This window comes from Pseudomonas sp. LTGT-11-2Z, from assembly GCF_003691445.1.
In the GTDB taxonomy this organism is placed as follows: Bacteria; Pseudomonadota; Gammaproteobacteria; order Pseudomonadales; family Pseudomonadaceae; genus Aquipseudomonas; species Aquipseudomonas monteilii.
On record NZ_CP033104.1, the window covers coordinates 5,762,544 to 5,784,333 of the forward strand.

Genomic DNA, 21,790 nt, shown 5'->3' on the forward strand with positions numbered 1-21,790 from the left:
TCAAGGAGGCGTCATGCGCATCGCTTTGTTCCAGGGCGCACCCAAGCCACTGGATGTGCCCGGCAACTTGCAACGGCTGCGCCATCAGGCGCAGTTGGCAGCCGAGCGCGGCGCACAGCTCCTGGTGTGCCCGGAGATGTTCCTGACCGGCTACAACATCGGCCTGCCCCGGGTCGAGCGCCTGGCCGAAGCTGACGATGGCCCGGCGGCCATGGAGGTAGCGGAAATCGCCCAGGCGCACCGCATTGCCCTTGTCTATGGCTATCCGGAGCGGGCGGACGATGGCGCGATCTACAACAGCGTGCAGTTGATCGATGCCCATGGCCGCAGCCTGTGCAACTACCGCAAGACCCACCTGTTTGGCGAACTGGACCGTTCGATGTTCAGCGCAGGCCCGGACCACTTTCCGGTGGTAGAGCTTGAAGGCTGGAAAGTCGGCCTGCTGATCTGCTACGACATCGAGTTCCCGGAAAACGCCCGACGCCTGGCGCTGGCGGGTGCCGAGCTGATCCTGGTGCCGACGGCGAACATGGCGCCGTATGACTTCATCTGCCAGGTGACCGTAAGGGCACGGGCGCAGGAGAACCAGTGCTACCTGGTGTATGCCAATTATTGCGGCGCGGAAGACGAGATCCAGTATTGCGGGCAAAGCAGCATCATCGGCCCGGATGGTAGTTTGCTGGCCATGGGCGGGCGGGATGAATGCCTGTTGCTGGCCGAGCTGGAACATGAGCAGGTTGTGCAGGGGCGGGAGGCATTCCCGTACCTGAACGATTTGCGTCAGGAACTGCACATGCGTAAAGGCTGATGGCCCTTTCGCGGGCAAGCCCGCGAAAGGGCCGGGCCTGCAAACAAATGGGTTAGCATGGACAGCAGCAACCGGAGCCCCCATGCCTGACGCCATCCGCCACCTCACCCTCGCCAACGGCCTGCAGCTCACCCTGCGCCACGCCCCGCGCCTGAAACGTTCGGCCGCCGCACTGCGGGTGCATGCGGGCAGCCACGACGCACCGGGCAAATGGCCGGGCCTGGCCCACTTCCTCGAACACCTGTTCTTCCTCGGCACCCCACGCTTTGCGCTGGACGACGGCCTGATGCGTTACGTGCAGACCCTGGGCGGCCAGGTCAACGCCAGCACCCGGGAACGCACCACCGACTTTTTCTTCGAAGTCCCGCCCAATGCGTTGGCCGGGGGCCTTGAGCGCCTCTGCCAGATGCTGGCCGAACCGGATCTGGGCATCGAGCGCCAACGCCGCGAGCGTGAAGTGATCCACGCCGAGTTCATTGCCTGGTCACGCAACCCGCAGGCCCAGCAGCAATTCGCCTTGTTGCAGTCGGTGTCGCAAGGCCATCCGCTGGGCGCATTTCATGCCGGCAACCGGTATACCCTGGCCCTGCAGGCCCCTGCCTTTCAGCAAGCACTTACGGGCTTCCACCAACGCTTCTACCAGGGCGGCCAGATCGTCTTGAGCCTGTGCGGGCCGCAGCCACTGGATGAGCTGGAGCAACTTGGCCGACAGCATGCGACGCTGTTCGCCACAGGCAAGCATGTGCCGCAAATCGAACCGCCGCCATTGTCGGCAACGACTACACCACTGGCCTTCACTCACGAGAACCTCCCGGCAGCTGCCGAGCAAGCGCTGGAGCTGCTGATCGCCTGCCTCGGCGACAGCCGCCCGGGTACCTGGCTGGGTGCACTTCGCGAGCGTGGCTGGCTGCAACGTTTCAAGGCCGAAACATTGTATGCCTTTGCCGGCCAGCTGCTGTGGCACCTCGACCTCAAGCTCAGCGCCGACGCCTGCCCAGACGAAGCCCGCGCCCTGTTACACGGCTGGTTCAGCTTCATCCGCCAGGCCGACCTTGAGCTGTTGAACCGCGAATTCGGCCTGTTGCAGCACAGCCGCGAACGCAGCGCCAGTGCACTTGAACTGGCCCGGCGTGACAGCACGGGGCAGCCGTTTGCCCAGTTGGATGCGCACGGTTTGCAGGCCCTTCAAGCCGTGCTGCAAGGCCTGCCATGCAACGTGTATGGCCAATGGCACATGCCCTTGGTCGACCCCTTGCTGATGGCTGATCTGCCCCAGGCCAATGCCATACCGCTACCGGCAGCGCTGAGGGTCAGTGAGCAGCTCCCTGGTGCCCGCCAATACGCAGCGCTCTACCTGCGCTGGCACGTACCCTCACCGTTGCGCCAACGTTTGCAGGGTGTGCTCGAACAGGCCCTGGCGCCACTGCAGGAGCGTTGTGAACGCGCCTCGGTACAACTGCAATTCACGGCTGCCGGGGAATACTGGCAGTTGCGCTGCGCCGGGCTACCGGCAGCGGTGCTGCGGGCAGTGACGCAGGCCTTGGCGTTGATCGTCACCCCCCCGGCCAGATGCTGGTTGCCTTGCACAACGCCACCAGTTGCACTGATCCCCATCAGGGCCTTGCTCAAGCAACTGCCCGACGCGGTGCTCGGCACCCCGCCCCCAACTGGCCCTGCCTGCACGCTGGAGCAGCAGCAACTCGACAAGCTGTGGCAGCACACACGCTGGCACGGCCTGGCCGCAGGCTTCGACGATTCAGCCCTGAACGCCCTGGGCACTGCGCTGCAGCACTGCCCGGGGCACGGCTCGCTGCCAAGCCCGTTGCCCACTTGGGCCAACCGCCGTTGGCAGCATGCCGAAGTACCGGGCAGCGAACACGCCATGCTGCTGTTCTGCCCGCTACCTGCCGCCAGCGAAGCCAGCGGCCGCCTGCTCGCGCAACTGCTGCAAGGGCCGGTTTACCAGCGGCTACGGGTGGAGCTGCAACTCGGCTATGCGGTATTCAGTACCTTTCGTCAGATAGAGGGGGTCGGCGGCCTGCTGTTCGGGGTGCAATCGCCTCATACCCAGCAGGCACAGATCCTCGACCACCTGCTCACGCTACTCAACAAGGGTGTCACCCTTGACCCAGGCACCCAACAAGCCCTGGCCAGTCAATTCGATGAACCGGCCATGGCCAACGCCGATGTCGCCGAATGGGCGTGGCAGACACACCTGGCTACACAACCCGATAGGCTGGATACGTTGCGCAGGGCTATTCTGAACACGCGGCAGACGGATCTGGACCACCTGCTGGGTAACCTGCTCGATGCGGACGCCTCCTGGTTGTGTTTGGCCAACGCTGCCGCGCCAACCCCTACGTGGAAGTGATCCAGGCCCGTGATTGTTACGCAAAATGCAACGGCACTTTTCGAATAATTAACCTTCCAGTACAAATTTTTCTTGTAAGATAGCGCAATCCCAGTTCCGGGAACCGCCTTTGCGCGGTGGTACCCAAGTAGTAACTGAGCAACCCCAAACCCATCCGGAAGGAGTAATCCCATGTGGACCAAACCTGCATACACTGATCTGCGTATCGGCTTCGAAGTCACCATGTACTTCGCTAACCGCTAAGCCCGGCTTAGGGTTCCACGCCTCGGCCTGCCGGGGCGTTTTCGTTTTTCCGATCCGGTTTTCTGCATAGAGAGTGGCCATGTACATCCAGGTTCTCGGCTCCGCCGCCGGTGGCGGGTTCCCGCAGTGGAACTGCAACTGCATCAACTGCAAGGGTTTTCGTGACGGCACCCTGCGGGCCACCGCGCGCACCCAGTCGTCCATCGCCCTGTCCGACGACGGCGTACACTGGGTGCTGTGCAATGCCTCGCCCGACATCCGCGCCCAGCTCCAGGCCTTCGCGCCGATGCAGCCAGCCCGGGCCCTGCGCGACACCGGCATCAACGCCATCGTGCTGCTGGACAGCCAGATCGACCACACCACCGGCCTGCTCAGCCTGCGTGAAGGCTGCCCGCACCAGGTGTGGTGCACCGACATGGTCCACCAGGACCTCACCACCGGCTTCCCGTTGTTCAACATGCTCAGCCACTGGAACGGTGGCCTGCAGTGGAACTGCATCGAGCTGGAAGGTAGCTTCGTTATCGAGGCCTGCCCAAACCTCAAGTTCACCCCATTCCCCCTACGCAGCGCCGCACCGCCTTATTCGCCGCACCGCTTCGACCCGCACCCGGGCGACAACCTGGGCCTGCTGGTCGAAGACACCCGCACCGGCGGCAAGCTGTTCTACGCCCCAGGCCTGGGCCAGGTGGACGACAAGCTGCTGGCGATGATGCACGGCGCCGACTGCCTGCTGGTCGACGGCACGCTGTGGGAAGACGATGAGATGCAACGTCGTGGCGTGGGCACTCGCACGGGGCGCGAAATGGGCCACCTGGCGCAGAACGGCCCGGGCGGCATGCTCGAAGTGCTGGACGCTTTCCCGCGTCAGCGCAAAGTGCTTATTCACATCAACAACACAAACCCGATCCTCGATGAAGACTCCCCGGAGCGCGCCGAAGTCCAGCGCCGCGGTGTCGAAGTTGCCTTCGACGGAATGAGCATTGAGTTGTAAGGAGCCCTGATGAGCGACGCATTGCCAATGTCCCCTGCCGAATTCGAGCAGGCCCTGCGCGCCAAGGGCGCCTATTACCACATTCATCACCCGTACCACGTGGCGATGTACCAGGGCCGCGCCACCCGTGAGCAGATCCAGGGTTGGGTAGCCAACCGCTTCTATTACCAGGTCAACATCCCGATGAAGGATGCCGCGATCCTGGCCAACTGCCCGGACCGCGAAGTACGTCGCGAGTGGATCCAGCGCCTGCTCGACCACGACGGCGCGCCCGGCGAGGACGGCGGCATCGAAGCCTGGTTGCGCCTGGGCCAGGCTGTCGGCCTGGACCCGGACCAGCTGCGTTCGCAAGAGCTGGTACTGCCCGGCGTACGTTTTGCCGTCGATGCCTATGTCAACTTCGCCCGCCGCGCCAGCTGGCAGGAAGCGGCCAGCAGCTCGCTGACCGAGTTGTTCGCCCCGCAAATCCACCAGTCGCGCCTGGACAGCTGGCCACAGCACTACCCGTGGATCGACCCGGCCGGCTACGAATACTTCCGCACCCGCCTGGGCCAGGCTCGTCGTGACGTAGAGCACGGCCTGGCGATTACCCTGCAGCACTACACCACCCGCGCGGGCCAGGAGCGTATGCTGGAGATCCTGCAGTTCAAGCTGGATATCCTCTGGAGCATGCTCGACGCCATGAGCATGGCCTACGAGCTGAACCGCCCGCCCTATCATTCCGTCACCCAGGAACGGGTGTGGCACAAGGGGATCACCCTATGAGTTTCGACCGCAATCAGGTGCCGAACTGGCGCCCCGGCTACCGCTTCCAGTACGAACCGGCGCAGAAAGGCCATGTGCTGCTGTACCCCGAAGGCATGATCAAGCTCAACGACAGCGCCAGCCTGATTGGCGGCTTGATCGACGGCCAACGTGACGTGGCCGCCATCATCAGCGAACTCGAACAGCAATTCCCCGATGTCCCGGAAGTGGCCGACGACATCGAGCAGTTCATGGAGGTGGCCCGTGCCGAACACTGGATCGTCCTCGCCTGAGTTGCCGCCCACGCCCCAGGTCGGCCTGCCGCTGTGGCTGCTGGCCGAGCTCACCTACCGCTGCCCGCTACAATGCCCGTACTGCTCCAACCCGCTGGACTTTGCCGCCCAGGGCCAGGAGCTGAGCACCGAGCAGTGGTTCAAGGTCATGGCCGAAGCGCGGGAGATGGGCGCGGCGCAAATCGGCTTTTCCGGCGGTGAACCGCTGGTGCGCCAGGACCTGGCCGAACTGATCGGCGAAGCCCGCCGGCTGGGTTACTACACCAACCTGATCACTTCGGGCATTGGCCTGACCGAAGCGCGTATCGCTGACTTCAAGAAGGCCGGCCTGGACCATATCCAGATCAGCTTCCAGGCCAGCGACGAGCAGGTGAACAACCTGCTGGCCGGTTCGAAGAAGGCCTTTGCGCAAAAGCTGGAGATGGCCCGCGCCGTGAAGGCCCACGGCTACCCGATGGTGCTCAACTTCGTTACCCATCGGCACAACATCGACAAGATCGACCGCATCATCGAGCTGTGCATCGCCCTGGAAGCAGACTTCGTCGAGCTTGCCACCTGCCAGTTCTACGGTTGGGCGCACCTCAACCGCCTGGGCCTGCTGCCGACCCGTGCGCAGCTTGAGCGGGCCGAGCGCATCACCAACGAATACCGGGACAAGCTCAAGGCCGAGGGCAACCCGTGCAAGCTGATCTTCGTCACCCCGGACTACTACGAAGAGCGTCCCAAGGCCTGTATGAATGGCTGGGGCAACCTGTTCCTCACCATTACCCCGGACGGCACCGCGCTGCCCTGCCACGGCGCCCGCCAGCTGCCGGTGCAGTTCCCCAATGTACGCGACCACGACCTGCACCATATCTGGTATGAGTCGTTTGGCTTCAACCGCTTCCGTGGTTACGAGTGGATGCGCGAACCGTGCCGCTCCTGTGACGAAAAAGAAAAGGACTTCGGCGGCTGTCGCTGCCAGGCCTTCATGCTGACCGGCGATGCCAGCAACGCCGACCCGGTGTGTGCCAAGTCGGCCGACCACCGCATCATCCTGAAGGCCCGCGAGGAGGCGGAAAGCGCCCAGCTCGCCATTGAACAAATGACCTTCCGCAATGAACGAAACTCCCGTGTCATCGCCCGTGGCTGAATTCAGCGCGGCCCAGGCCGTTGCCGCCGGCACCGACTTCGCCGAACTCAAAGCCAGTGCCGACGGGCTGTTCTGGATCGAGTTTCGCCCGGCCGATGGTGCTTGCCGTATCTGGCACTGGCTGTACCACCAGGCCCGCTGCCTGACGCCGGATGGCTTCAGCGTGCGCAGCCGGGTCTACGAGTACGGCGGTGGTAGCTTCTGCCTGGGTGGCGACGGGCTGGTGTTCGTCAACGAAAAGGACCAGCAGGTCTACACCCAGCCGCTGGACGATTCGCAACCGCGTGCGCTGACCCAGGATGCCAGCTGCCGCTACGGCGATGTGCAGTGGCACGATGGCCAGGTGCTGGCCGTCGAGGAACGCCATGCCGAGCAGGTGGAGCATCGGCTTGTCGCGTTGAGTGAGAGCGACCGGGTGGTGCTCGCCGAGGGCGCCGATTTTTACGCCTCACCCACAGTGAGTGCAGATGGCATGCGCCTGGCATGGATCGAATGGGACCGGCCGGCACAGCCCTGGACTATCACCCGATTGATGTGCCGCGCACGCGACAGCAGTGGCCACTGGGGCCCCGTGCAATGCGTGGCAAGCGATGATGAATCGCTGCAACAACCGCGTTTCGATGCCGAAGGCCGGCTCTACGGCCTGTCCGACCGCAGTGGCTTCTGGCAGCCCTGGGGCGAGGTCGATGGCCACTGGCAGGCGTTGCCTGCCGAGACTGCGGACCATGCTGCTGCGCCCTGGCAATTGGGTACCTGTACCTGGTTGGCACTGGGGCCGCAAAGCTATCTGGCGAGTTGGTTCAAAGACGGCTTCGGGCAACTGGGGCTGCGTAACACCGATGGACGCATGGAGCGTTTCGCCAGTGGCTACACGCGCTTTCGCAGCCTGGCCATGGACAGCGATCACCTTTATGCCATTGCCGCCTCGCCCATCAGCCCGCCTGCAGTGATTGCCATCGACCGCAGTAACCACGAAGTACGTGTGCTTGCCGGGGGGGCCGAGATACTGCCGGCAGGGCAAATCAGCCTGCCGCAGTCGATTCACTATGGCAGTGACGGCGAGCGGGCCCACGGATTCTTCTACCCGGCAGCGCACTCGCAAGGCGCGACGCCGCTGGTGGTGTTCATCCACGGCGGGCCGACCTCGGCCTGTTATCCGGTGCTCGAGCCTCGCATCCAGTACTGGACCCAGCGCGGCTTTGCCGTGGCCGACCTGAACTACCGGGGCAGCACCGGCTATGGCCGGGAATACCGCCAGGCATTGCACCTGCGCTGGGGCGAAAGCGATGTGGCCGATGCCTGTGCGGCGGTCGAGTACCTGGCGGCTCAGGGCCTGGTCGACAAACGTAAGGCGTTCATCCGTGGCGGCAGCGCGGGTGGCTACACCACCCTCTGTGCCTTGGCCTTCCACGACGTGTTCCGCGCCGGTGCCAGCCTGTACGGGGTCAGCGACCCGGTTGCCCTGGGCCGGGCCACGCACAAGTTTGAGGGCGATTATCTGGACTGGCTGATCGGCGATCCGCAACAGGATGCCGAGCGCTACCGCCAGCGCACGCCGCTGCTGCATGCGGGGCAGATCAAGGTGCCGGTGATTTTCTTCCAGGGTGAGCTGGACGCGGTGGTGGTGCCGGAACAGACGCGGTCGATGCTGGCGGCGTTGCAGGCTAACGGGATCGAGGCTGAGGGGCACTTCTATGCGGGGGAACGGCATGGGTTCCGCAAGGCAGAGAACCTGGCGCATGCGTTGGAAGAAGAGTGGAAGTTCTATTGCCGGGTGTTGAAAGGTTGAACTTCCGGGGCCGCTTGCCGGCCCCGGAAAACCTCACCGTTTGGCGATGATGTACACCGCATGCACGATCCCCGGAATGTAGCCCAGCAAGGTCAGCAGAATATTCAGCCAGAACGCCCCGCCAAACCCCACCTGCAAGAACACGCCCAGCGGCGGCAGGATGATGGCGATGATGATGCGAATAAAGTCCATGCGAGTCTCTCCTGAAGGGGTTATCTCACAGACTAGCCGCTCTACGCAGAGGTTCCACAGGCAAAAAAAAACGCCCCGGGCCGAATGAAACAGGCCAGGGGCGATGCGCAGGAACGCCAGACGGTTCGTTGAATTCTCAGTGTTGCTACACAGTCAGGCCGGCACTTCGCGGCGGGCCTGCTGCTGGGCATGAAGGCGGGCAAAAGCGCGTGCCAGGCGCAGCAGCATTTCGTCGATGTTGCCCTTGCTCACGGTCAGCGCAGGTGAAAAGCGCACCACATCCGCTTGTGGCGCGTTGAGCAGCAGGCCTTCGTGCAGCGCGGCAGCCACCAGTTCACGGGCCAGGTTTTCTTTGAGTTGCAGCGCCCACAGCAGGCCTTGCCCACGCACTTCGCCCTGGCCATAGCGCCCGGCCAGCCGGCTCAGGCCTTCACGCAGGTGACGGCCGTTGTCCTGCACATGCGTGAAAAAGCCAGGCTCCAGCACGGTGTCCAGCACTGCCAGGCCGGCGGCGCACATCAGCGCATTGCCGTGGTGGCTGCCTTCCAGTTCGCCAGGCTCGGCGCAGCACGCCGTGCCCCGAGCCAGCAAGGCGGCCAGTGGCACCCCACCGCCCAAGCCCTTGCCCAGGGTAATGATGTCGGCACGCACGCCGTAGGTTTCCTCGGCCAGCAGCGCACCACAGCGGCCAATACCGGTCTGCACCTCATCGAGGATCAGCAGGATGCCCAGTTCGCGGCAGAGCGTTTCCACACCCTTGAGGTATTCCTGGGTTGCCGGAATCACGCCCGCCTCGCCCTGGATCGGCTCCAGCATGATCGCCACGGTGCGTGAATCCACCTCGGCGTGCAGTGCCGCCAGGTCATTGAACGGCACCTTGCTGAACCCCGGCAGCCCAGGCTCGCAGCGGTTGCATGGCAGCGGGTCGGACGCCGACAGCGCACCCAGGCTGCGGCCGTGACAGGCCTGGCTGGCCGTGATGATGTGATAGGCGCCGTTGCGGTGCAGCTGGCCCCACTTGCGCGCCAGCTTGATCGCGCCTTCGCAGGCCTCGGCACCACTGTTGAGCAGGTAGGCCTGGTCGCTGCCAGTGCTCTGACACAAGCGGTTCACCAACCCCAGCAAGCCACGACTATGGAAGCCCGAGCCCGGGTTGATCAACGCCTGGGCCTGGTTACCCAGCGCTTTCACCAGCACACTCGGGCTGTGGCCCAGGCTGTTGACCGCGCCGCCTTGGGTGAAGTCCAGGTAGGCATGCCCTTCACTGTCCCACAACCAGGAGCCTTGACCGCGCACGAACACCTGCGCTGCGCGCTCGGCGCTGGGCATCAGGCGATCACGCGACAGCTCATCGGCTTGCGGCACGATCACCGGCGCACGCTTGGGCTCGGCGGCAGCGACAGGGGCCGAGCGGCGCAGGTTGAACAGGTTCATCAGGGCTCCAACCAATCACGGTAAGGGGCGGCAACGGTGCGGTCTTGGTGCCGCCACTCGATATTTTGCCTTGCCTATCAAAAGTGTTTTTCATCCGGGGTAACAATCGAACGATTCATCGCTGTAACCCGCTGGAATACGGCGATAGACTAGGCTTCGCGAGGGTTTTCGACCATTTCGTTTTTCCAGCATTTTCGATAAGTGTTACTTATGGATTTCCGCCAACTGCGTTATTTCGTCGCGGTGTATGAAGAAGGCCACGTGGGCCGCGCTGCAGAACGCCTGTCGCTGTCCCAGCCGGCTCTCTCCCAGCAGATCCGGCAACTGGAGCACAGCCTTGATTTGAGCCTGTTCGAGCGCAGCAACAAGCGCCTGTTGCCCACCTTGGCTGCCCATACCCTGTACAACCATGCCTTGCCCTTGCTTGACGGCCTACAGCGCGCCCACGAAGCCATGCGCAACTTCAAGGGCCAGTCGTTACGCACCCTGGCCATCGGCGTGCTGCAGACCGTGCGACCGAGCCTGGTGCCACAGCTGCTCGAACGGCTACGCAAGGCACAGCCGCACCTTGTCGTGCAGATCTACGAGTTGTCGGGGCTGGAGATCGAACGGCGCCTGCTCAATGGCAGCCTGGACATCGGCATCAGCTACCTGCCACCGCGCCAGCCCGGGTTACATGGCCTGCTGCTGTATGAAGACGAGCTGCAACTGGTCATCCCCGATACTCACCCGCTAAAGGACTTCAAGAAGGTGTCTATCCGCCAGGCTGCCGAATTGCCCATGCTGATGCTGGGCGAAGAATTCCAGATCCGTCAGATCTGGCAGGCGCAACTGGCCAGCCAGGGCCGTCGACCGCAGGTTCAGGCAGAGATGAACAACATGGCGGGGATTCTCGACAGCCTGGCGCACACGGCGCTGGCAACCATCCTGCCCGGGCGGGCCAAGGAGGCCGCCGAAGATGATCAGGGGCTGTTGTGGAAGCCATTGAGCGAGCCACGGGTGCCGCTGAAGGTTGGCCTGGTGTTCCGCGATGCCCAGCGCCAGCAGGCCTCTGTGGAGCTACTGCGCACGCTGCTGGAAGAAGAGACGGATGCCCGCCTGTTGGGCGCATCACCGCTGGATGTGCTGGCCTGAAAAAACACGCACACAAAGAAAACCCCGCCGAAGCGGGGTTTTCCAGACTGTTTCCCTGTGACATCCGTATCGCCCCGCCATCCTGGCAGGTGGTCCTTCGTCGTCTTCCTTGATCTGTCCTTTGCGCTTCCTGCGCAACGTCCATGTGTTAAAGATTAACCGTGGATCCAATCTGAGAACAGTGGCGAAAAGTCACCACGTCGTGTAGGAAAAAGCTTACAAAGGGGATTCATTCCCAGACATACCGAAAATCGGGGCCGCCGAGCGGCCCCTAAATACGTCAGAACTGCTCGGCATCCAGCAGGTACAGCGATTCACTGCCCGCCTTCACCGACGCCACCAGCGAATCCACCCGTGGCAGCAACCGCGCAAAGTAGAACCGCGCCGTACCCAGCTTGCCCAAGTAGAACGCCTCGTCGCCCTCACCCGCCTTGGCCGCCCGTGCCATCAGTGCCCACATATAGCCGTAGGCCACATAACCAAACGCATGCAGGTACTCGACCGAAGCCGCGCCGATTTCATTCGGGTTGCCCTTGGCCTTTTCCAGCACCCACTCAGTCAGCCCGTCGAGCTGGTCGAGGCTGGCCGCCAACGGCTTGGCAAATTCGTCCAGCTCGCCACCTGCGCTGGCAGTGAACTGGCGGATCTCGTCGGAGAACAACCGGTAGTACGCGCCACCGCTGGCCACCACCTTGCGCCCCATCAGGTCGAGGGCCTGGATGCCGTTGGTGCCTTCGTAGATCTGTGTGATGCGCACATCACGCACCAACTGCTCCTGCCCCCATTCGCGAATGTAGCCATGCCCGCCGAACACCTGCTGGCCATGCACCGCGCACTCCAGCCCCAGGTCGGTGAGGAAGGCCTTGGCCACCGGCGTGAGCAGCGCCACCAGCTCTTCGCTGCGTTTGCGCACACTGGCATCTTCGCTGTACTTGGCACTGTCCAGTTGCATGGCTACGTAGGTGGAGAAGGCGCGGCCGCCCTCGATCAGCGCTTTCATGGTCAGCAGCATGCGGCGCACGTCCGGGTGGACGATGATCGGGTCGGCGGCCTTGTCCTTGGCCTGCGGGCCAGTCGGGGCACGGCTCTGCAGGCGGTCGCGGGCGTATTCCACGGCGTTCTGGTAGGAGCGCTCGGCCGAGGCCAGGCCCTGGATACCAACACCCAAGCGCTCGTAGTTCATCATGGTGAACATGGCCGCCAGGCCCTTGTTCGGCTCACCGACGATATAGCCGACTGCTTCGTCGAAGTTCATCACACAGGTAGCCGAGGCCTGAATGCCCATCTTGTGTTCGATCGAACCGCAAGTGGCCGGGTTGCGTGCACCGAGGCTGCCATCTTCGTTGACCAGGAACTTGGGCACCAGGAACAGCGAAATGCCCTTCGGCCCCGCCGGTGCGTCCGGCAGCTTGGCCAGCACCAGGTGGATGATGTTCTCGGTCAGGTCGTGCTCGCCACCGGTGATGAAGATCTTGGTACCGCTGACCTTGTAGCTACCATCGGCCTGAGGCTCGGCCTTGGTACGGATGATGCCCAGGTCGGTACCGGCGTGCGGCTCGGTCAGGCACATGGAACCGGCCCATACGCCGGCATACATGTTCGGCAGGTACTTTTCCTTCAGCGCTTCACTGGCGTGGGCATTGATCGAAAGGCAGGCACCGGCGGTCAGCATCGGGTACAAGCCAAAGGCCAGGCTGGAGGCGTTGACCATTTCCTCGACCTGGGCCGAGATGGCCTTGGGCATGCCCATGCCGCCGAACAGCGGGTCGCCGCCCACGCCGACCCAACCGCCTTCGGCGTAGGTGTTGTAGGCCTCGATGAAACCGGCGGGGGTGCGCACAGCGCCGTTGTCCCAGTGGCAACCTTCTTCATCTGCGGCACGGCTGAGCGGCGCGATGGACTTGGCGGTGACCTTGCCGGCTTCCTCCAGCACGGCCAGAGCGGTGTCGGCATCGACAACGTCAGCCAGCCCGGGCAATTGCGCCCACTGCTCAGCCACGTTGAAGACTTCATTCAGTACGAAGCGCATGTCGCGCAGGGGCGCTTTATAGTCAGCCATGACAACCTCTCACTAGTCGGGTCGGGGCGGTCTCGGGGAACCGCGACACAGGGGTTACTGGCAGTGTAACCGAACAACTTTTACGAGACATAGGGTCATCAACTGACCATACAGTATTGCATGGTCACGCCGTGCGTACAGCTCCGCGCTGCGATTGTTGCCCATGCACCATGACACAATTACGCCCCGCGCCTTTGGCGCTATAAAGCGCCTGGTCGGCGGATTTCAGCACCGCCTCGGGGTTGCGATGATCGGCCTGGCGCTCGGCCACGCCGATACTGATGGTGACCGACACCGTGCCGCCACTGCTGCCCGCCCGGCGCTGGCGCCCGGCCGTATCGTCCTGCGGGCGGTTGTGCTGATCGCGCAGGTGCATCACATAGTTGGCGATTACCTCACGCACCGCTTCCACGTGGGGCACGCACTCCTCGGCTGTCTTGCCCGCGAACACCAGAGCGAACTCCTCGCCGCCATATCGGTAGGCCCGGCCGCCGCCGGTCACCTTGGACAAACGGCTGGCCACCAGGCGCAACACCTGGTCACCCACGTCGTGGCCATGGGTATCGTTGAATTTCTTGAAGTGGTCCACGTCGGTCATGGCGATCACATAGTTGCGCCCCAGGCGCTGCATGCGCTCGTTCAGCGCACGGCGCCCCGGCAGACCGGTCAGCTCGTCGCGGAAGGCCATCTGGTAGGCCTCGTGCGCTACCGCTGCGGCGATCATCAACATCACTTGGCTGCACATGATGTTAAGGGTGAACGGCAGGATGAACGTTTGCGGCAGCATCCAGAAAATGCCCAGCAGGCCGGTCAACTGCGCAGCATGCAGCGGCCTGGGGGCACGCAGGTATTGCACTACCAGCAGGATGAACACAACGAGGAACAGTGGGTAAACCATCTGGATCAGGCTCATCCACTGGCCATGCAAGGCTGGCCAGCGGATTTCCGCCAACCAGCTCAACAGGGCTTCGGGGTAGCTTTGTTCGAGGGCCACCGCCACGCTGCCCACGGCAAACAGCACAGCGCCGCGGGCAACCAGGTCCTGCAGCAAGTGGGTACGTTCCTGCCAGGCGCCATACAAGCCGAACAGCGCGGGCAGCAACAGGCACACCAGGTGGAAGATCACCGCCGCGTCCTCGCGCACGCGGCCATGGTCACGGTAGAAGTCGGTCTGGGTGTCGAGCAGAAAGTAGGCGATGTACACCGTAAGCATCAGGAACAGCTCACGTTGCCGGCGGTACACGGCGCAGTAGGCGCCGCCCAGCAGCAGAACCAAAGTAGGCAAGACATTGAACAGCGATGTGAAAAAGACGCTGAGGTCTCTCACATAGGCTGCGGCGAGCCCTGCCAGCAACAAGAACAGCGAAGGCAGGAAGTGGCTTGCGCGAACAGCATTAAGACGAAACAAGGGTAATCTCCAACCCGGCAGATCAATAGTGGCATTGTGCCCTTAGTTCATCGGCAGTGCACATGAACAGTTGAATTTGCCGTTGGGTCAATTGGCCCCAGATGCGAAAAACCCGCCTGCCGGTGAGGGCAGGCGGGTTCCGTGTACAGCGGTAGGATCAGTACGACAGGCCGAAGTTTTCTTCGTCCATCGCCATCAGGTTGTTGGCACCCGACAGCATGGTCGCCACATGGGTACGGGTGCGCGGCAGGATGCGCTGGAAGTAGAAACGCGCCGTTTGCAGCTTGGCGGTGTAGAACGCCTCTTCGCTGGTGCCGGCTGCCAGTTTTTCGGCCGCCAGGCGGGCGATGTCGGCCCAGAAGTAGGCCAGGCAGGCATAGCCGGAATACATCAGGTAATCGACCGAGGCCGCACCCACCTCTTCGCGGTCCTTCATGGCGGCCATGCCCACTTTCATGGTCAGCTCGCCCCACTCTTTGTTGATTGCCGCCAGCGGCTCGACGAACTCCTTGACCGCTTCGTTACCTTCCTGCGCCTGGCAGAACTTGTGCACGATCTTGGTGAAGCCCTTCAGTGCTTCGCCCTGGGTCATCAGCACTTTACGGCCGAGCAGGTCCAGCGCCTGAATGCCGGTGGTGCCTTCGTACAGCATGGAGATACGGCTGTCGCGTACGTTCTGCTCCATGCCCCACTCGGCGATGAAGCCGTGGCCGCCGTAGATCTGCACGCCATGGTTGGCGGCCTCGAAGCCGACTTCGGTCATGAACGCCTTGGCAATCGGGGTCAGGAACGCCAGCAGGGCATCGGCCTTCTTGCGCTCTTCTTCGTCCTGGCTGTACTTGACGATGTCCACCTGCTTGGCCGTGAAGTACACCATCGCGCGGTTGCCTTCGGCGAAGGCCTTCATGGTCAGCAGCATGCGGCGCACGTCCGGATGGACGATGATCGGGTCAGCAGCCTTGTCAGGCGCTTTCGGGCCAGTCAGGGAACGCATCTGCAGGCGCTCACGGGCGTACTTCAGGCCACCCTGGAACGCCACTTCGGCGTGGGCCAGGCCTTGCAGCGCGGTCCCCAGGCGAGCGGTGTTCATGAAGGTGAACATGCAGTTCAGGCCTTTGTTGGCCGGGCCGATCAGGTAACCGGTGGCCGCATCGAAGTTCATCACGCAGGTAGCGTTACCGTGGATGCCCATTTTGTGTTCGATGGAGCCGCAGCTCACGCCGTTGCGCTCACCCACACCGCCCTCGGCGTTAGGCAGGAACTTCGGCACGATGAACAGCGAAATACCCTTGGTACCAGCCGGTGCGTCCGGCAGGCGGGCCAGGACGATATGGACGATATTGTCGGCCATGTCATGTTCACCGGCCGAAATGAAGATCTTGGTACCCGACACCTTGTAGCTGCCGTCAGCCTGTGGCTCGGCCTTGGTGCGCAGCATGCCCAGGTCGGTGCCGCAGTGTGGCTCGGTCAGGCACATGGTGCCGGTCCACTCGCCGGACACCAGCTTGGTCAGGTAAGTGTGCTGCTGCTCGGGGGTGCCGTGCGCAGAGATGGTGTTCATCGCACCATGGGACAGGCCTGGGTACATGCCCCACGACCAGTTCGAACCACCGACCATTTCACTCAGGGCCAGGCCCAGCGACTCTGGCAGGCCCTGGCCGCCGTGCTCGACGTCATGGGCCAGGCTCGGCCAGCCGCCTTCGACGAACTGTTGGTAGGCTGCCTTGAAGCCTGTCGGGGTTTTAACGCCCGATTCGCTCCAGGTGCAGCCTTCCTGGTCACCCACACGGTTCAGCGGCGACAGCACCTGCTCACAGAACTTCGCGCCTTCTTCGAGGATCGCGTCGACCATGTCAGGCGTGGCGTCCTGGCAGCCCGGCAGGCTCTGATAGTGCGCCTCATAGCCAAGCAGCTCGTCGCGAACGAAGCGGATATCACGCAAGGGGGCTTTGTAATCAGGCATTGCGATGAACCTCTGAGTCAGTTCTGTGGGGTGACCAGCTCTTGGCGGCCGTCTTATCAAACAGTTGTTTGAAACTTACGTTTAGCACCGCGTTCTGTCAAGGATGGACTATGGTGCCATTTACGCCACGAAAAATGGCAAATATGCCACGACACGACAAAAGCCCTTGTGGGAGCGGGTTTACCCGCGAATAGGCCCGCCCAGAAAATGATCTTGTCTGGGCTGACGCATTCGCGGGTAAACCCGCTCCCACAGGGGTTGGTGATAATGCTGACGAGTGCGCCGAGAATCAGGCGTAAGTGTCGATAATCCGGCCGAGCATTTCGTCGGATGCCTTGGCCACCTTTGCGCCAAGCTCGACTTCGATTTTGCCCAGGGCCATCTGCACGGTGCTGGTGGCCAGGTCCATCTGCTGGCTGCGGTCGACCGCGCGCAAACGCTCAGCCTGAAAATCGCTGGACTGGCTGGTGGCGGTACGTTCGGCGGTGGTGTTGGCGATCTGGCCGGCGGCCTGATCGACGCGGTTCTGGCCGGTCTGGATTGCGCTCAGGCCCGCGTAGTAGGCGGAGCTACCGGTGATTTCCATGTCAGGACTCCATTGACGCTGGATGACGAACAGGTTCAATTAAAGCAGGCCTGCCGTAAAAAGGCCCGTTTAAATCCCTAATGGCCCGATGCCATCTGATAGGCCTTGGGTATTCCTGCCCGCGAAACGGCCAGGCCAGGAAACCACTAATCCAGAAGATCCAGTTGCAGGTGTTCAGCCACCATATCGGCACTGGCCTGCTTCAGTTTAGGTACCCGCCCAAGGCAAGGCGCCGGCAGGCGCTCGGCAAGGCTGGCGAGGTTTTCTTCCAGCCGCGAAGTACGCGGCTCGATGATGTTCGCCACCCACCCGGCCAACTGCAGCCCGTCACGCTCGATCGCCTCGGCGCTAAGCAAGGCATGGCTGATACAACCCAAGCGAACGCCCACAACCAGTATCACTGGCAATTTAAGGGCAACGGCAAGGTCCGAAAGGTTCTCCAACCCCGACAACGGCACACGCCAGCCACCCGCACCTTCAACCAACGTGAAATCGGCATTTTGTTGCAGCACATTGCGCATCGCTGCCAACAGCGCCGGCACGGCCAGCGTCACCCCCGCCTCGCGCGCCGCGACATGCGGGGCAATCGCCGGCTCGAAGGCGAACGGGTTGACCTGCTCATACGGCAACTTGATCGTACTTTCATCGATCAGCGCCAGGGCATCACTATTGCGCAACCCTTTCGGCGTCATCGTGCAGCCCGAGGCCACCGGCTTGGCGCCCAGCGTGCTCATGCCCTGCAACCGCGCCGCATGCAACAGCCCGGCGGCGATGGTGGTCTTGCCGACATCGGTATCGGTACCGGCGATGAAATAGGCCTGGCTCATCGTGCTCCCCTTACGCGTGTGGCTTGCGCAACACACCATAGACCACTTGATAGGTGGCTGGCAGCCCCGCAGGCTGGCGAAATGCCTCATAGGCGTGCAACAGGCCCTGCATGCGCGCCCGACCGGTAAGCCCGGAAGGTCGCCCGGGGTTCAGGTTGTGTGCCCCCAACGCCTTGAGTTCATGGGTCAGGCTTCGTACATCCGGGTAGTGCAGCACGTGCGGGCAACGCTGCAATTCAAGCGGTTCCAACCCGCTGCCAGCACACAGGCGTTGATAATCCTCAAAACGGCGGAAGCGGTTCACATGCACCAGGCCATCCACTGCCTGCCAACTGGCTCGCAGTTCGTCGAGGGTGCCCACGCACAGGCTACTGAAGGCCAACACACCACCAGGACGCAACACACGCGACGCCTCTGCCAGCACGCTGGCGAACTGGTCGCACCACTGCACGGCCAGGCTGGAAAACACCAGGTCGACACTGCCGTCACGCAGCGGCAAACGCTCGGCATCACCTGCCACGTGATACTGCGCCCCACCCTGTTCATGACGGGCATGGCGCAGCATGCCTTCGGCGATATCCACCGCCACGCCGCTGGCCAGGGTAAAACGCTGCGCCAGGATACGGCTGAAATGGCCCGTGCCGCTGCCCAGGTCCAGCCAGCGCGACGGCTGCAGGCCAGTCGGCAACTGCTCAAGCAGGCTTAAACCTACAGCGCGCTGCAAGGCCGCCACGCTGTCGTAGCTGGCGGCAGCCCGGGAGAACGAAGCGGCCACCTGGCGTTTATCGGGCAGCGCGCCGGGTAAAGTCGGACGGGAAAGGTCAGTCATCGCCACTCTCATGCAGGAAACTCTTGATGCCCGCCGCCAGCTCCTGCGGGTACTCCAGCAGGAATGCGTGGGAACTGTCTTCGACCAGGCCCACTTCCACATCGGGCAACAACTCGCTCAACGCTTTTGCCGCCTCTGCCGGCACCAGTGCATCGCTACCGGCAAACAGGTGCAACTGCGGGCCGGCATAGGCCTGCAGGGCTTCACGGGTATCAAGCTTGGCCAGCACTTCAAGGCCTGTGGCCAGGTACAGCGGGTCGGTATCCGGCACGCCGACACCCAGTTGCCGCAGCAACGTGCGCGGTTGCTGGGCGCCATCGCTGCACAGCGTGCGGAAGCGCTTGAGCGTGACCTGGGTATGGCTGCGGCAGCCATCGAGGAAGGTGCCGAAGGTGTCTTCGGCCATGCCATGGGGCCAGTCCGGGCGGGCCACGAAGCTGGGGTTGCTGGCCAAGGTCAGTAGGCCACAGCAGTGGTCACCGCGCTTGTGTGCCAAGGCGCTGGCCAGCATGCCGCCCAGCGACCAGCCGCCCAGCCACACGTCGTTCGGCAGCTTGCGATCCAGGTGGTCGACCCAGGCCTGAACATCGCTGTCGGCCAATTCCGGCAAGGGCATCAACTCCACCTGCAGGCGGGCGTCCTGGGCGCGCAGGCTGGCTGCCAGCGGATGCAGGGAAGCAGTGCCCAGGCTCCAGCCGGGCAGCAGTACAAGGCGATTACGCATCAGCGTTCTCCAACTGTGGATAACACTCGGCCAATGCATTCAACAATAGCTGCACCTGCGCTTCGCTGTGCGCGGCGCTCAGGGTCACCCGCAGGCGCGCACTGCCTGCCGGCACGGTGGGTGGGCGGATGGCCGTCACCAGCAAGCCGCGCTCGCGCAGCATGCGCGACAGGCGCAGGGCCTGTGCGCTGTCGCCGATCACGATGGGCTGGATCGGCGTTGGGCTGTCCATCAGTTGCAGCCCGATCTGCTGCGCGCCTTCGCGGAACTGGCGAATCAACGCAGTCAGATGCTCACGCCGCCAAGTCTCGCGGCGCAGCAACTCCAGGCTCTTGAGCGTGGCACAGGCAAGTGCCGGTGGCTGGCTGGTGGTGTAGATGTAGGGGCGGGCGAATTGCACCAGCGCCTCGATCAGCTCTTCGCTGCCGGCAACAAAGGCACCGGCAGTACCGCAGGCCTTACCCAGCGTGCCTATCAGTACCGGCACGTCCTCCACGCCCAGGCCAAAGTGCTCGACGATACCGCCACCCTGCGTACCCAAGATACCCAGACCATGGGCATCGTCGACCATGAGCCAGGCACCACGCGCCCGGGCGACATCGGCCAGTGCCGGCAAGTCGGCCAGGTCGCCGTCCATGCTGAACACGCCATCGGTCACCACCAGGGTATTGCCGACGGCCTTGTCCAGGCGGCTGGCCAGGCTGGCCGGTTCGTTGTGCAGGTAGCGGTTGAAGCGGGCGCCACTGAGCAACCCGCCATCCAACAAGGACGCGTGATTCAAGCGGTCCTGCAGCACGGTATCGCCCTGCCCCACCAATGCGGTGATAGCACCCAGGTTGGCCATGTAGCCGGTGGAGAACAGCAGCGCACGCGGGCGCCCGGTCAGTTCGGCCAACGCCTCTTCAACCTGATGGTGCGGCGTGCTGTGGCCGACCACCAGGTGCGAAGCGCCACCGCCCACACCCCAGCGCTCGGCGCCGGTCTGCCAGGCGGCGATCACTTCAGGGTGGTTGGCCAGGCCCAGGTAGTCATTGCTGCAGAAGGCCAGCAAGCGCTGCCCGTCGACCACCACTTCCGGCCCCTGCGGGCTTTCCAGCAGTGGCCGCTGCCGATACAGGTCTGCGGCGCGCCGTTCGGCCAGGCGCGCCGCCAGGTCGAAGGCCATGTCAGGCCGATGCAGCGTTGTAGAACATCTCGCTGCTGCGCTGTTCGACCAACGCCTGCTCGATGGCCGCCTGGTGCACTTCGTCGGCGTGCTCTTCACGCGCTTCGGGCTTGATACCCAGGCGCGCGAACAGCTGCATGTCCTTGTCGGCCTGCGGGTTGGCGGTGGTCAGCAGTTTTTCGCCGTAGAAGATCGAGTTGGCGCCAGCCATGAAGGCCAAGGCCTGCATCTGCTCGTTCATTTGCTCGCGGCCGGCGGACAGGCGCACGTGCGACTTGGGCATCAGCAAGCGGGCCACGGCCAGCATGCGGATGAAGTCGAACGGGTCCACATCCTCTTCCTCGGCCAGCGGCGTGCCGGCCACCTTGACCAGCATGTTGATCGGCACCGACTCCGGGTGCTCGGGCAGGTTGGCCAACTGGATCAGCAGGCCCGCGCGGTCGTCCAGCGACTCCCCCATGCCCAGGATGCCGCCAGAGCAGATCTTCATGCCGGCATCACGCACGTAGGCCAGGGTTTGCAGGCGCTCGCTGTAGGTGCGGGTGGTGATGATGCTGCCGTAGAACTCCGGCGAGGTGTCGAGGTTGTGGTTGTAGTAGTCCAGGCCCGCCTGGGCCAAGGCCACGGTTTGCTCTTGGTCGAGTTTGCCGAGGGTCATGCAGGTTTCCAGGCCCATGGCCTTCACGCCTTTGACCATCTCCAGCACATAGGGCATGTCTTTGGCCGACGGGTGCTTCCACGCCGCGCCCATGCAGAAACGGGTGGAGCCGATGGCTTTGGCGCGCGCGGCCTCTTCCAGCACCTTCTGCACTTCCATCAGCTTCTGTTTTTCCAGCCCGGTGTTGTAGTGGCCGGACTGCGGACAATATTTGCAGTCTTCCGGGCAGGCGCCGGTCTTGATCGACAGCAGGGTCGAAACCTGCACGCGGTTCGGGTCGAAATGCGCCCGGTGCACGGTCTGCGCCTGGAACAGCAGGTCATTGAACGGTTGCTGGAACAGCGCCTTGACCTCGGCCAGGGACCAGTCGTGACGTGTTGTTGCAGTTGTGCTGGCGCTCATCGGCGTTTCCTTGTTTAGGCTGTAGCTGGCGCCGGGAC

General features: G+C 63.3%; 20 protein-coding genes. 9 read left to right on the top strand and 11 right to left on the bottom strand.

Annotation, left to right across the window (positions count from 1 at the left end):
* Positions 1 to 13 precede the first annotated feature (13 nt).
* From D8767_RS27225 to D8767_RS27260, 8 genes are all read left to right on the top strand, one after another.
* A complete protein-coding gene (locus D8767_RS27225; protein ID WP_016714577.1) occupies positions 14 to 808 on the top strand; it encodes a carbon-nitrogen hydrolase family protein in 795 nt (264 codons plus the stop codon).
* Between the two features lie 82 nt (positions 809 to 890).
* On the top strand, positions 891 to 3,179 hold the full coding sequence (gene pqqF, locus D8767_RS27230) for a pyrroloquinoline quinone biosynthesis protein PqqF (protein ID WP_016714576.1): 2,289 nt from the start codon (positions 891 to 893) through the stop codon (positions 3,177 to 3,179).
* 171 nt (positions 3,180 to 3,350) lie between these two features.
* Positions 3,351 to 3,422: a pyrroloquinoline quinone precursor peptide PqqA gene (gene pqqA, locus D8767_RS27235; protein WP_003243383.1), complete on the top strand. Its 72-nt coding sequence runs from the start codon at positions 3,351 to 3,353 to the stop codon at positions 3,420 to 3,422.
* Positions 3,423 to 3,501: 79 nt separating this feature from the next.
* A complete protein-coding gene (gene pqqB, locus D8767_RS27240; protein WP_016714575.1) occupies positions 3,502 to 4,413 on the top strand; it encodes a pyrroloquinoline quinone biosynthesis protein PqqB in 912 nt (303 codons plus the stop codon).
* Positions 4,414 to 4,422: 9 nt separating this feature from the next.
* Complete coding sequence (pqqC, locus tag D8767_RS27245) at positions 4,423 to 5,178, top strand: pyrroloquinoline-quinone synthase PqqC (RefSeq protein WP_003255592.1); 756 nt, start codon at positions 4,423 to 4,425, stop codon at positions 5,176 to 5,178.
* Positions 5,175 to 5,450, top strand: coding sequence for a pyrroloquinoline quinone biosynthesis peptide chaperone PqqD (gene pqqD / locus D8767_RS27250; RefSeq protein WP_003255595.1), 276 nt, complete (start codon positions 5,175 to 5,177; stop codon positions 5,448 to 5,450). Before pqqC ends, pqqD begins: the two co-directional genes overlap by 4 nt.
* Entirely contained in the window at positions 5,422 to 6,582 is a 1,161-nt protein-coding gene (pqqE, locus tag D8767_RS27255; protein ID WP_019097152.1) for a pyrroloquinoline quinone biosynthesis protein PqqE, read from the top strand. The genes pqqD and pqqE overlap by 29 nt, the downstream gene beginning before the upstream one ends.
* Complete coding sequence (locus D8767_RS27260) at positions 6,548 to 8,371, top strand: S9 family peptidase (protein WP_016714573.1); 1,824 nt, start codon at positions 6,548 to 6,550, stop codon at positions 8,369 to 8,371. Before pqqE ends, D8767_RS27260 begins: the two co-directional genes overlap by 35 nt.
* A 33-nt stretch (positions 8,372 to 8,404) precedes the next feature.
* Here D8767_RS27260 and D8767_RS27265 read toward each other — a convergent pair whose 3' ends face one another.
* Both D8767_RS27265 and D8767_RS27270 read right to left on the bottom strand, forming a co-directional pair.
* Positions 8,405 to 8,563 carry a YqaE/Pmp3 family membrane protein gene (locus tag D8767_RS27265; RefSeq protein WP_009681539.1) on the bottom strand — a complete coding sequence of 53 codons (159 nt, stop codon included), beginning with the start codon at positions 8,561 to 8,563 and terminating at the stop codon, positions 8,405 to 8,407.
* 153 nt (positions 8,564 to 8,716) lie between these two features.
* The gene (locus tag D8767_RS27270; RefSeq protein ID WP_016714572.1) at positions 8,717 to 9,997 is read right to left on the bottom strand and encodes an aspartate aminotransferase family protein; all 1,281 of its coding nucleotides are present in this window, start codon (positions 9,995 to 9,997) and stop codon (positions 8,717 to 8,719) included.
* Between the two features lie 210 nt (positions 9,998 to 10,207).
* Here D8767_RS27270 and D8767_RS27275 point away from each other — a divergent pair, with 210 nt between their 5' ends.
* Positions 10,208 to 11,131, top strand: a complete 924-nt coding sequence (locus D8767_RS27275; RefSeq protein WP_012270171.1) for a LysR family transcriptional regulator — start codon at positions 10,208 to 10,210, stop codon at positions 11,129 to 11,131.
* A gap of 280 nt (positions 11,132 to 11,411) precedes the next feature.
* Here D8767_RS27275 and D8767_RS27280 read toward each other — a convergent pair whose 3' ends face one another.
* The 9 genes from D8767_RS27280 to bioB all read right to left on the bottom strand — a co-directional run bounded on the left by D8767_RS27280 (position 11,412) and on the right by bioB (position 21,752).
* Positions 11,412 to 13,190: an acyl-CoA dehydrogenase C-terminal domain-containing protein gene (locus D8767_RS27280; protein WP_016714571.1), complete on the bottom strand. Its 1,779-nt coding sequence runs from the start codon at positions 13,188 to 13,190 to the stop codon at positions 11,412 to 11,414.
* A 124-nt stretch (positions 13,191 to 13,314) separates the two neighbouring features.
* Entirely contained in the window at positions 13,315 to 14,598 is a 1,284-nt protein-coding gene (locus tag D8767_RS27285) for a diguanylate cyclase (RefSeq protein ID WP_016714570.1), read from the bottom strand.
* A gap of 157 nt (positions 14,599 to 14,755) precedes the next feature.
* Positions 14,756 to 16,561, bottom strand: coding sequence for a phenylacyl-CoA dehydrogenase (locus D8767_RS27290; protein ID WP_016714569.1), 1,806 nt, complete (start codon positions 16,559 to 16,561; stop codon positions 14,756 to 14,758).
* A 289-nt stretch (positions 16,562 to 16,850) separates the two neighbouring features.
* Entirely contained in the window at positions 16,851 to 17,147 is a 297-nt protein-coding gene (locus D8767_RS27295; protein ID WP_016714568.1) for a hypothetical protein, read from the bottom strand.
* Between the two features lie 146 nt (positions 17,148 to 17,293).
* The gene (bioD, locus tag D8767_RS27300; protein ID WP_016714567.1) at positions 17,294 to 17,974 is read right to left on the bottom strand and encodes a dethiobiotin synthase; all 681 of its coding nucleotides are present in this window, start codon (positions 17,972 to 17,974) and stop codon (positions 17,294 to 17,296) included.
* Between the two features lie 10 nt (positions 17,975 to 17,984).
* Positions 17,985 to 18,803 carry a malonyl-ACP O-methyltransferase BioC gene (bioC, locus tag D8767_RS27305; protein WP_016714566.1) on the bottom strand — a complete coding sequence of 273 codons (819 nt, stop codon included), beginning with the start codon at positions 18,801 to 18,803 and terminating at the stop codon, positions 17,985 to 17,987.
* Positions 18,796 to 19,527 carry an alpha/beta fold hydrolase gene (locus D8767_RS27310; protein ID WP_016714565.1) on the bottom strand — a complete coding sequence of 244 codons (732 nt, stop codon included), beginning with the start codon at positions 19,525 to 19,527 and terminating at the stop codon, positions 18,796 to 18,798. The genes bioC and D8767_RS27310 overlap by 8 nt, the downstream gene beginning before the upstream one ends.
* Positions 19,520 to 20,692: an 8-amino-7-oxononanoate synthase gene (gene bioF, locus D8767_RS27315; protein ID WP_016714564.1), complete on the bottom strand. Its 1,173-nt coding sequence runs from the start codon at positions 20,690 to 20,692 to the stop codon at positions 19,520 to 19,522. The genes D8767_RS27310 and bioF overlap by 8 nt, the downstream gene beginning before the upstream one ends.
* Position 20,693: 1 nt before the next feature.
* Entirely contained in the window at positions 20,694 to 21,752 is a 1,059-nt protein-coding gene (gene bioB, locus D8767_RS27320; protein ID WP_016714563.1) for a biotin synthase BioB, read from the bottom strand.
* Positions 21,753 to 21,790: the final 38 nt, after the last annotated feature.

What these genes read in the sequence shown, in the direction of transcription:
- D8767_RS27225 (WP_016714577.1), top strand. Translation starts at nt 14, where the DNA reads ATGCGCATCGCTTTGTTCCAGGGCGCACCCAAGCCACTGGATGTGCCC.
- pqqF (WP_016714576.1), top strand. Translation starts at nt 891, where the DNA reads ATGCCTGACGCCATCCGCCACCTCACCCTCGCCAACGGCCTGCAGCTC.
- pqqB (WP_016714575.1), top strand. Translation starts at nt 3,502, where the DNA reads ATGTACATCCAGGTTCTCGGCTCCGCCGCCGGTGGCGGGTTCCCGCAG.
- pqqC (WP_003255592.1), top strand. Translation starts at nt 4,423, where the DNA reads ATGAGCGACGCATTGCCAATGTCCCCTGCCGAATTCGAGCAGGCCCTG.
- pqqD (WP_003255595.1), top strand. Translation starts at nt 5,175, where the DNA reads ATGAGTTTCGACCGCAATCAGGTGCCGAACTGGCGCCCCGGCTACCGC.
- D8767_RS27260 (WP_016714573.1), top strand. Translation starts at nt 6,548, where the DNA reads ATGAACGAAACTCCCGTGTCATCGCCCGTGGCTGAATTCAGCGCGGCC.
- D8767_RS27265 (WP_009681539.1), bottom strand. Translation starts at nt 8,563, where the DNA reads ATGGACTTTATTCGCATCATCATCGCCATCATCCTGCCGCCGCTGGGC.
- D8767_RS27270 (WP_016714572.1), bottom strand. Translation starts at nt 9,997, where the DNA reads ATGAACCTGTTCAACCTGCGCCGCTCGGCCCCTGTCGCTGCCGCCGAG.
- D8767_RS27275 (WP_012270171.1), top strand. Translation starts at nt 10,208, where the DNA reads ATGGATTTCCGCCAACTGCGTTATTTCGTCGCGGTGTATGAAGAAGGC.
- D8767_RS27280 (WP_016714571.1), bottom strand. Translation starts at nt 13,190, where the DNA reads ATGGCTGACTATAAAGCGCCCCTGCGCGACATGCGCTTCGTACTGAAT.
- D8767_RS27290 (WP_016714569.1), bottom strand. Translation starts at nt 16,561, where the DNA reads ATGCCTGATTACAAAGCCCCCTTGCGTGATATCCGCTTCGTTCGCGAC.
- D8767_RS27295 (WP_016714568.1), bottom strand. Translation starts at nt 17,147, where the DNA reads ATGGAAATCACCGGTAGCTCCGCCTACTACGCGGGCCTGAGCGCAATC.
- bioD (WP_016714567.1), bottom strand. Translation starts at nt 17,974, where the DNA reads ATGAGCCAGGCCTATTTCATCGCCGGTACCGATACCGATGTCGGCAAG.
- bioC (WP_016714566.1), bottom strand. Translation starts at nt 18,803, where the DNA reads ATGACTGACCTTTCCCGTCCGACTTTACCCGGCGCGCTGCCCGATAAA.
- D8767_RS27310 (WP_016714565.1), bottom strand. Translation starts at nt 19,527, where the DNA reads ATGCGTAATCGCCTTGTACTGCTGCCCGGCTGGAGCCTGGGCACTGCT.
- bioF (WP_016714564.1), bottom strand. Translation starts at nt 20,692, where the DNA reads ATGGCCTTCGACCTGGCGGCGCGCCTGGCCGAACGGCGCGCCGCAGAC.
- bioB (WP_016714563.1), bottom strand. Translation starts at nt 21,752, where the DNA reads ATGAGCGCCAGCACAACTGCAACAACACGTCACGACTGGTCCCTGGCC.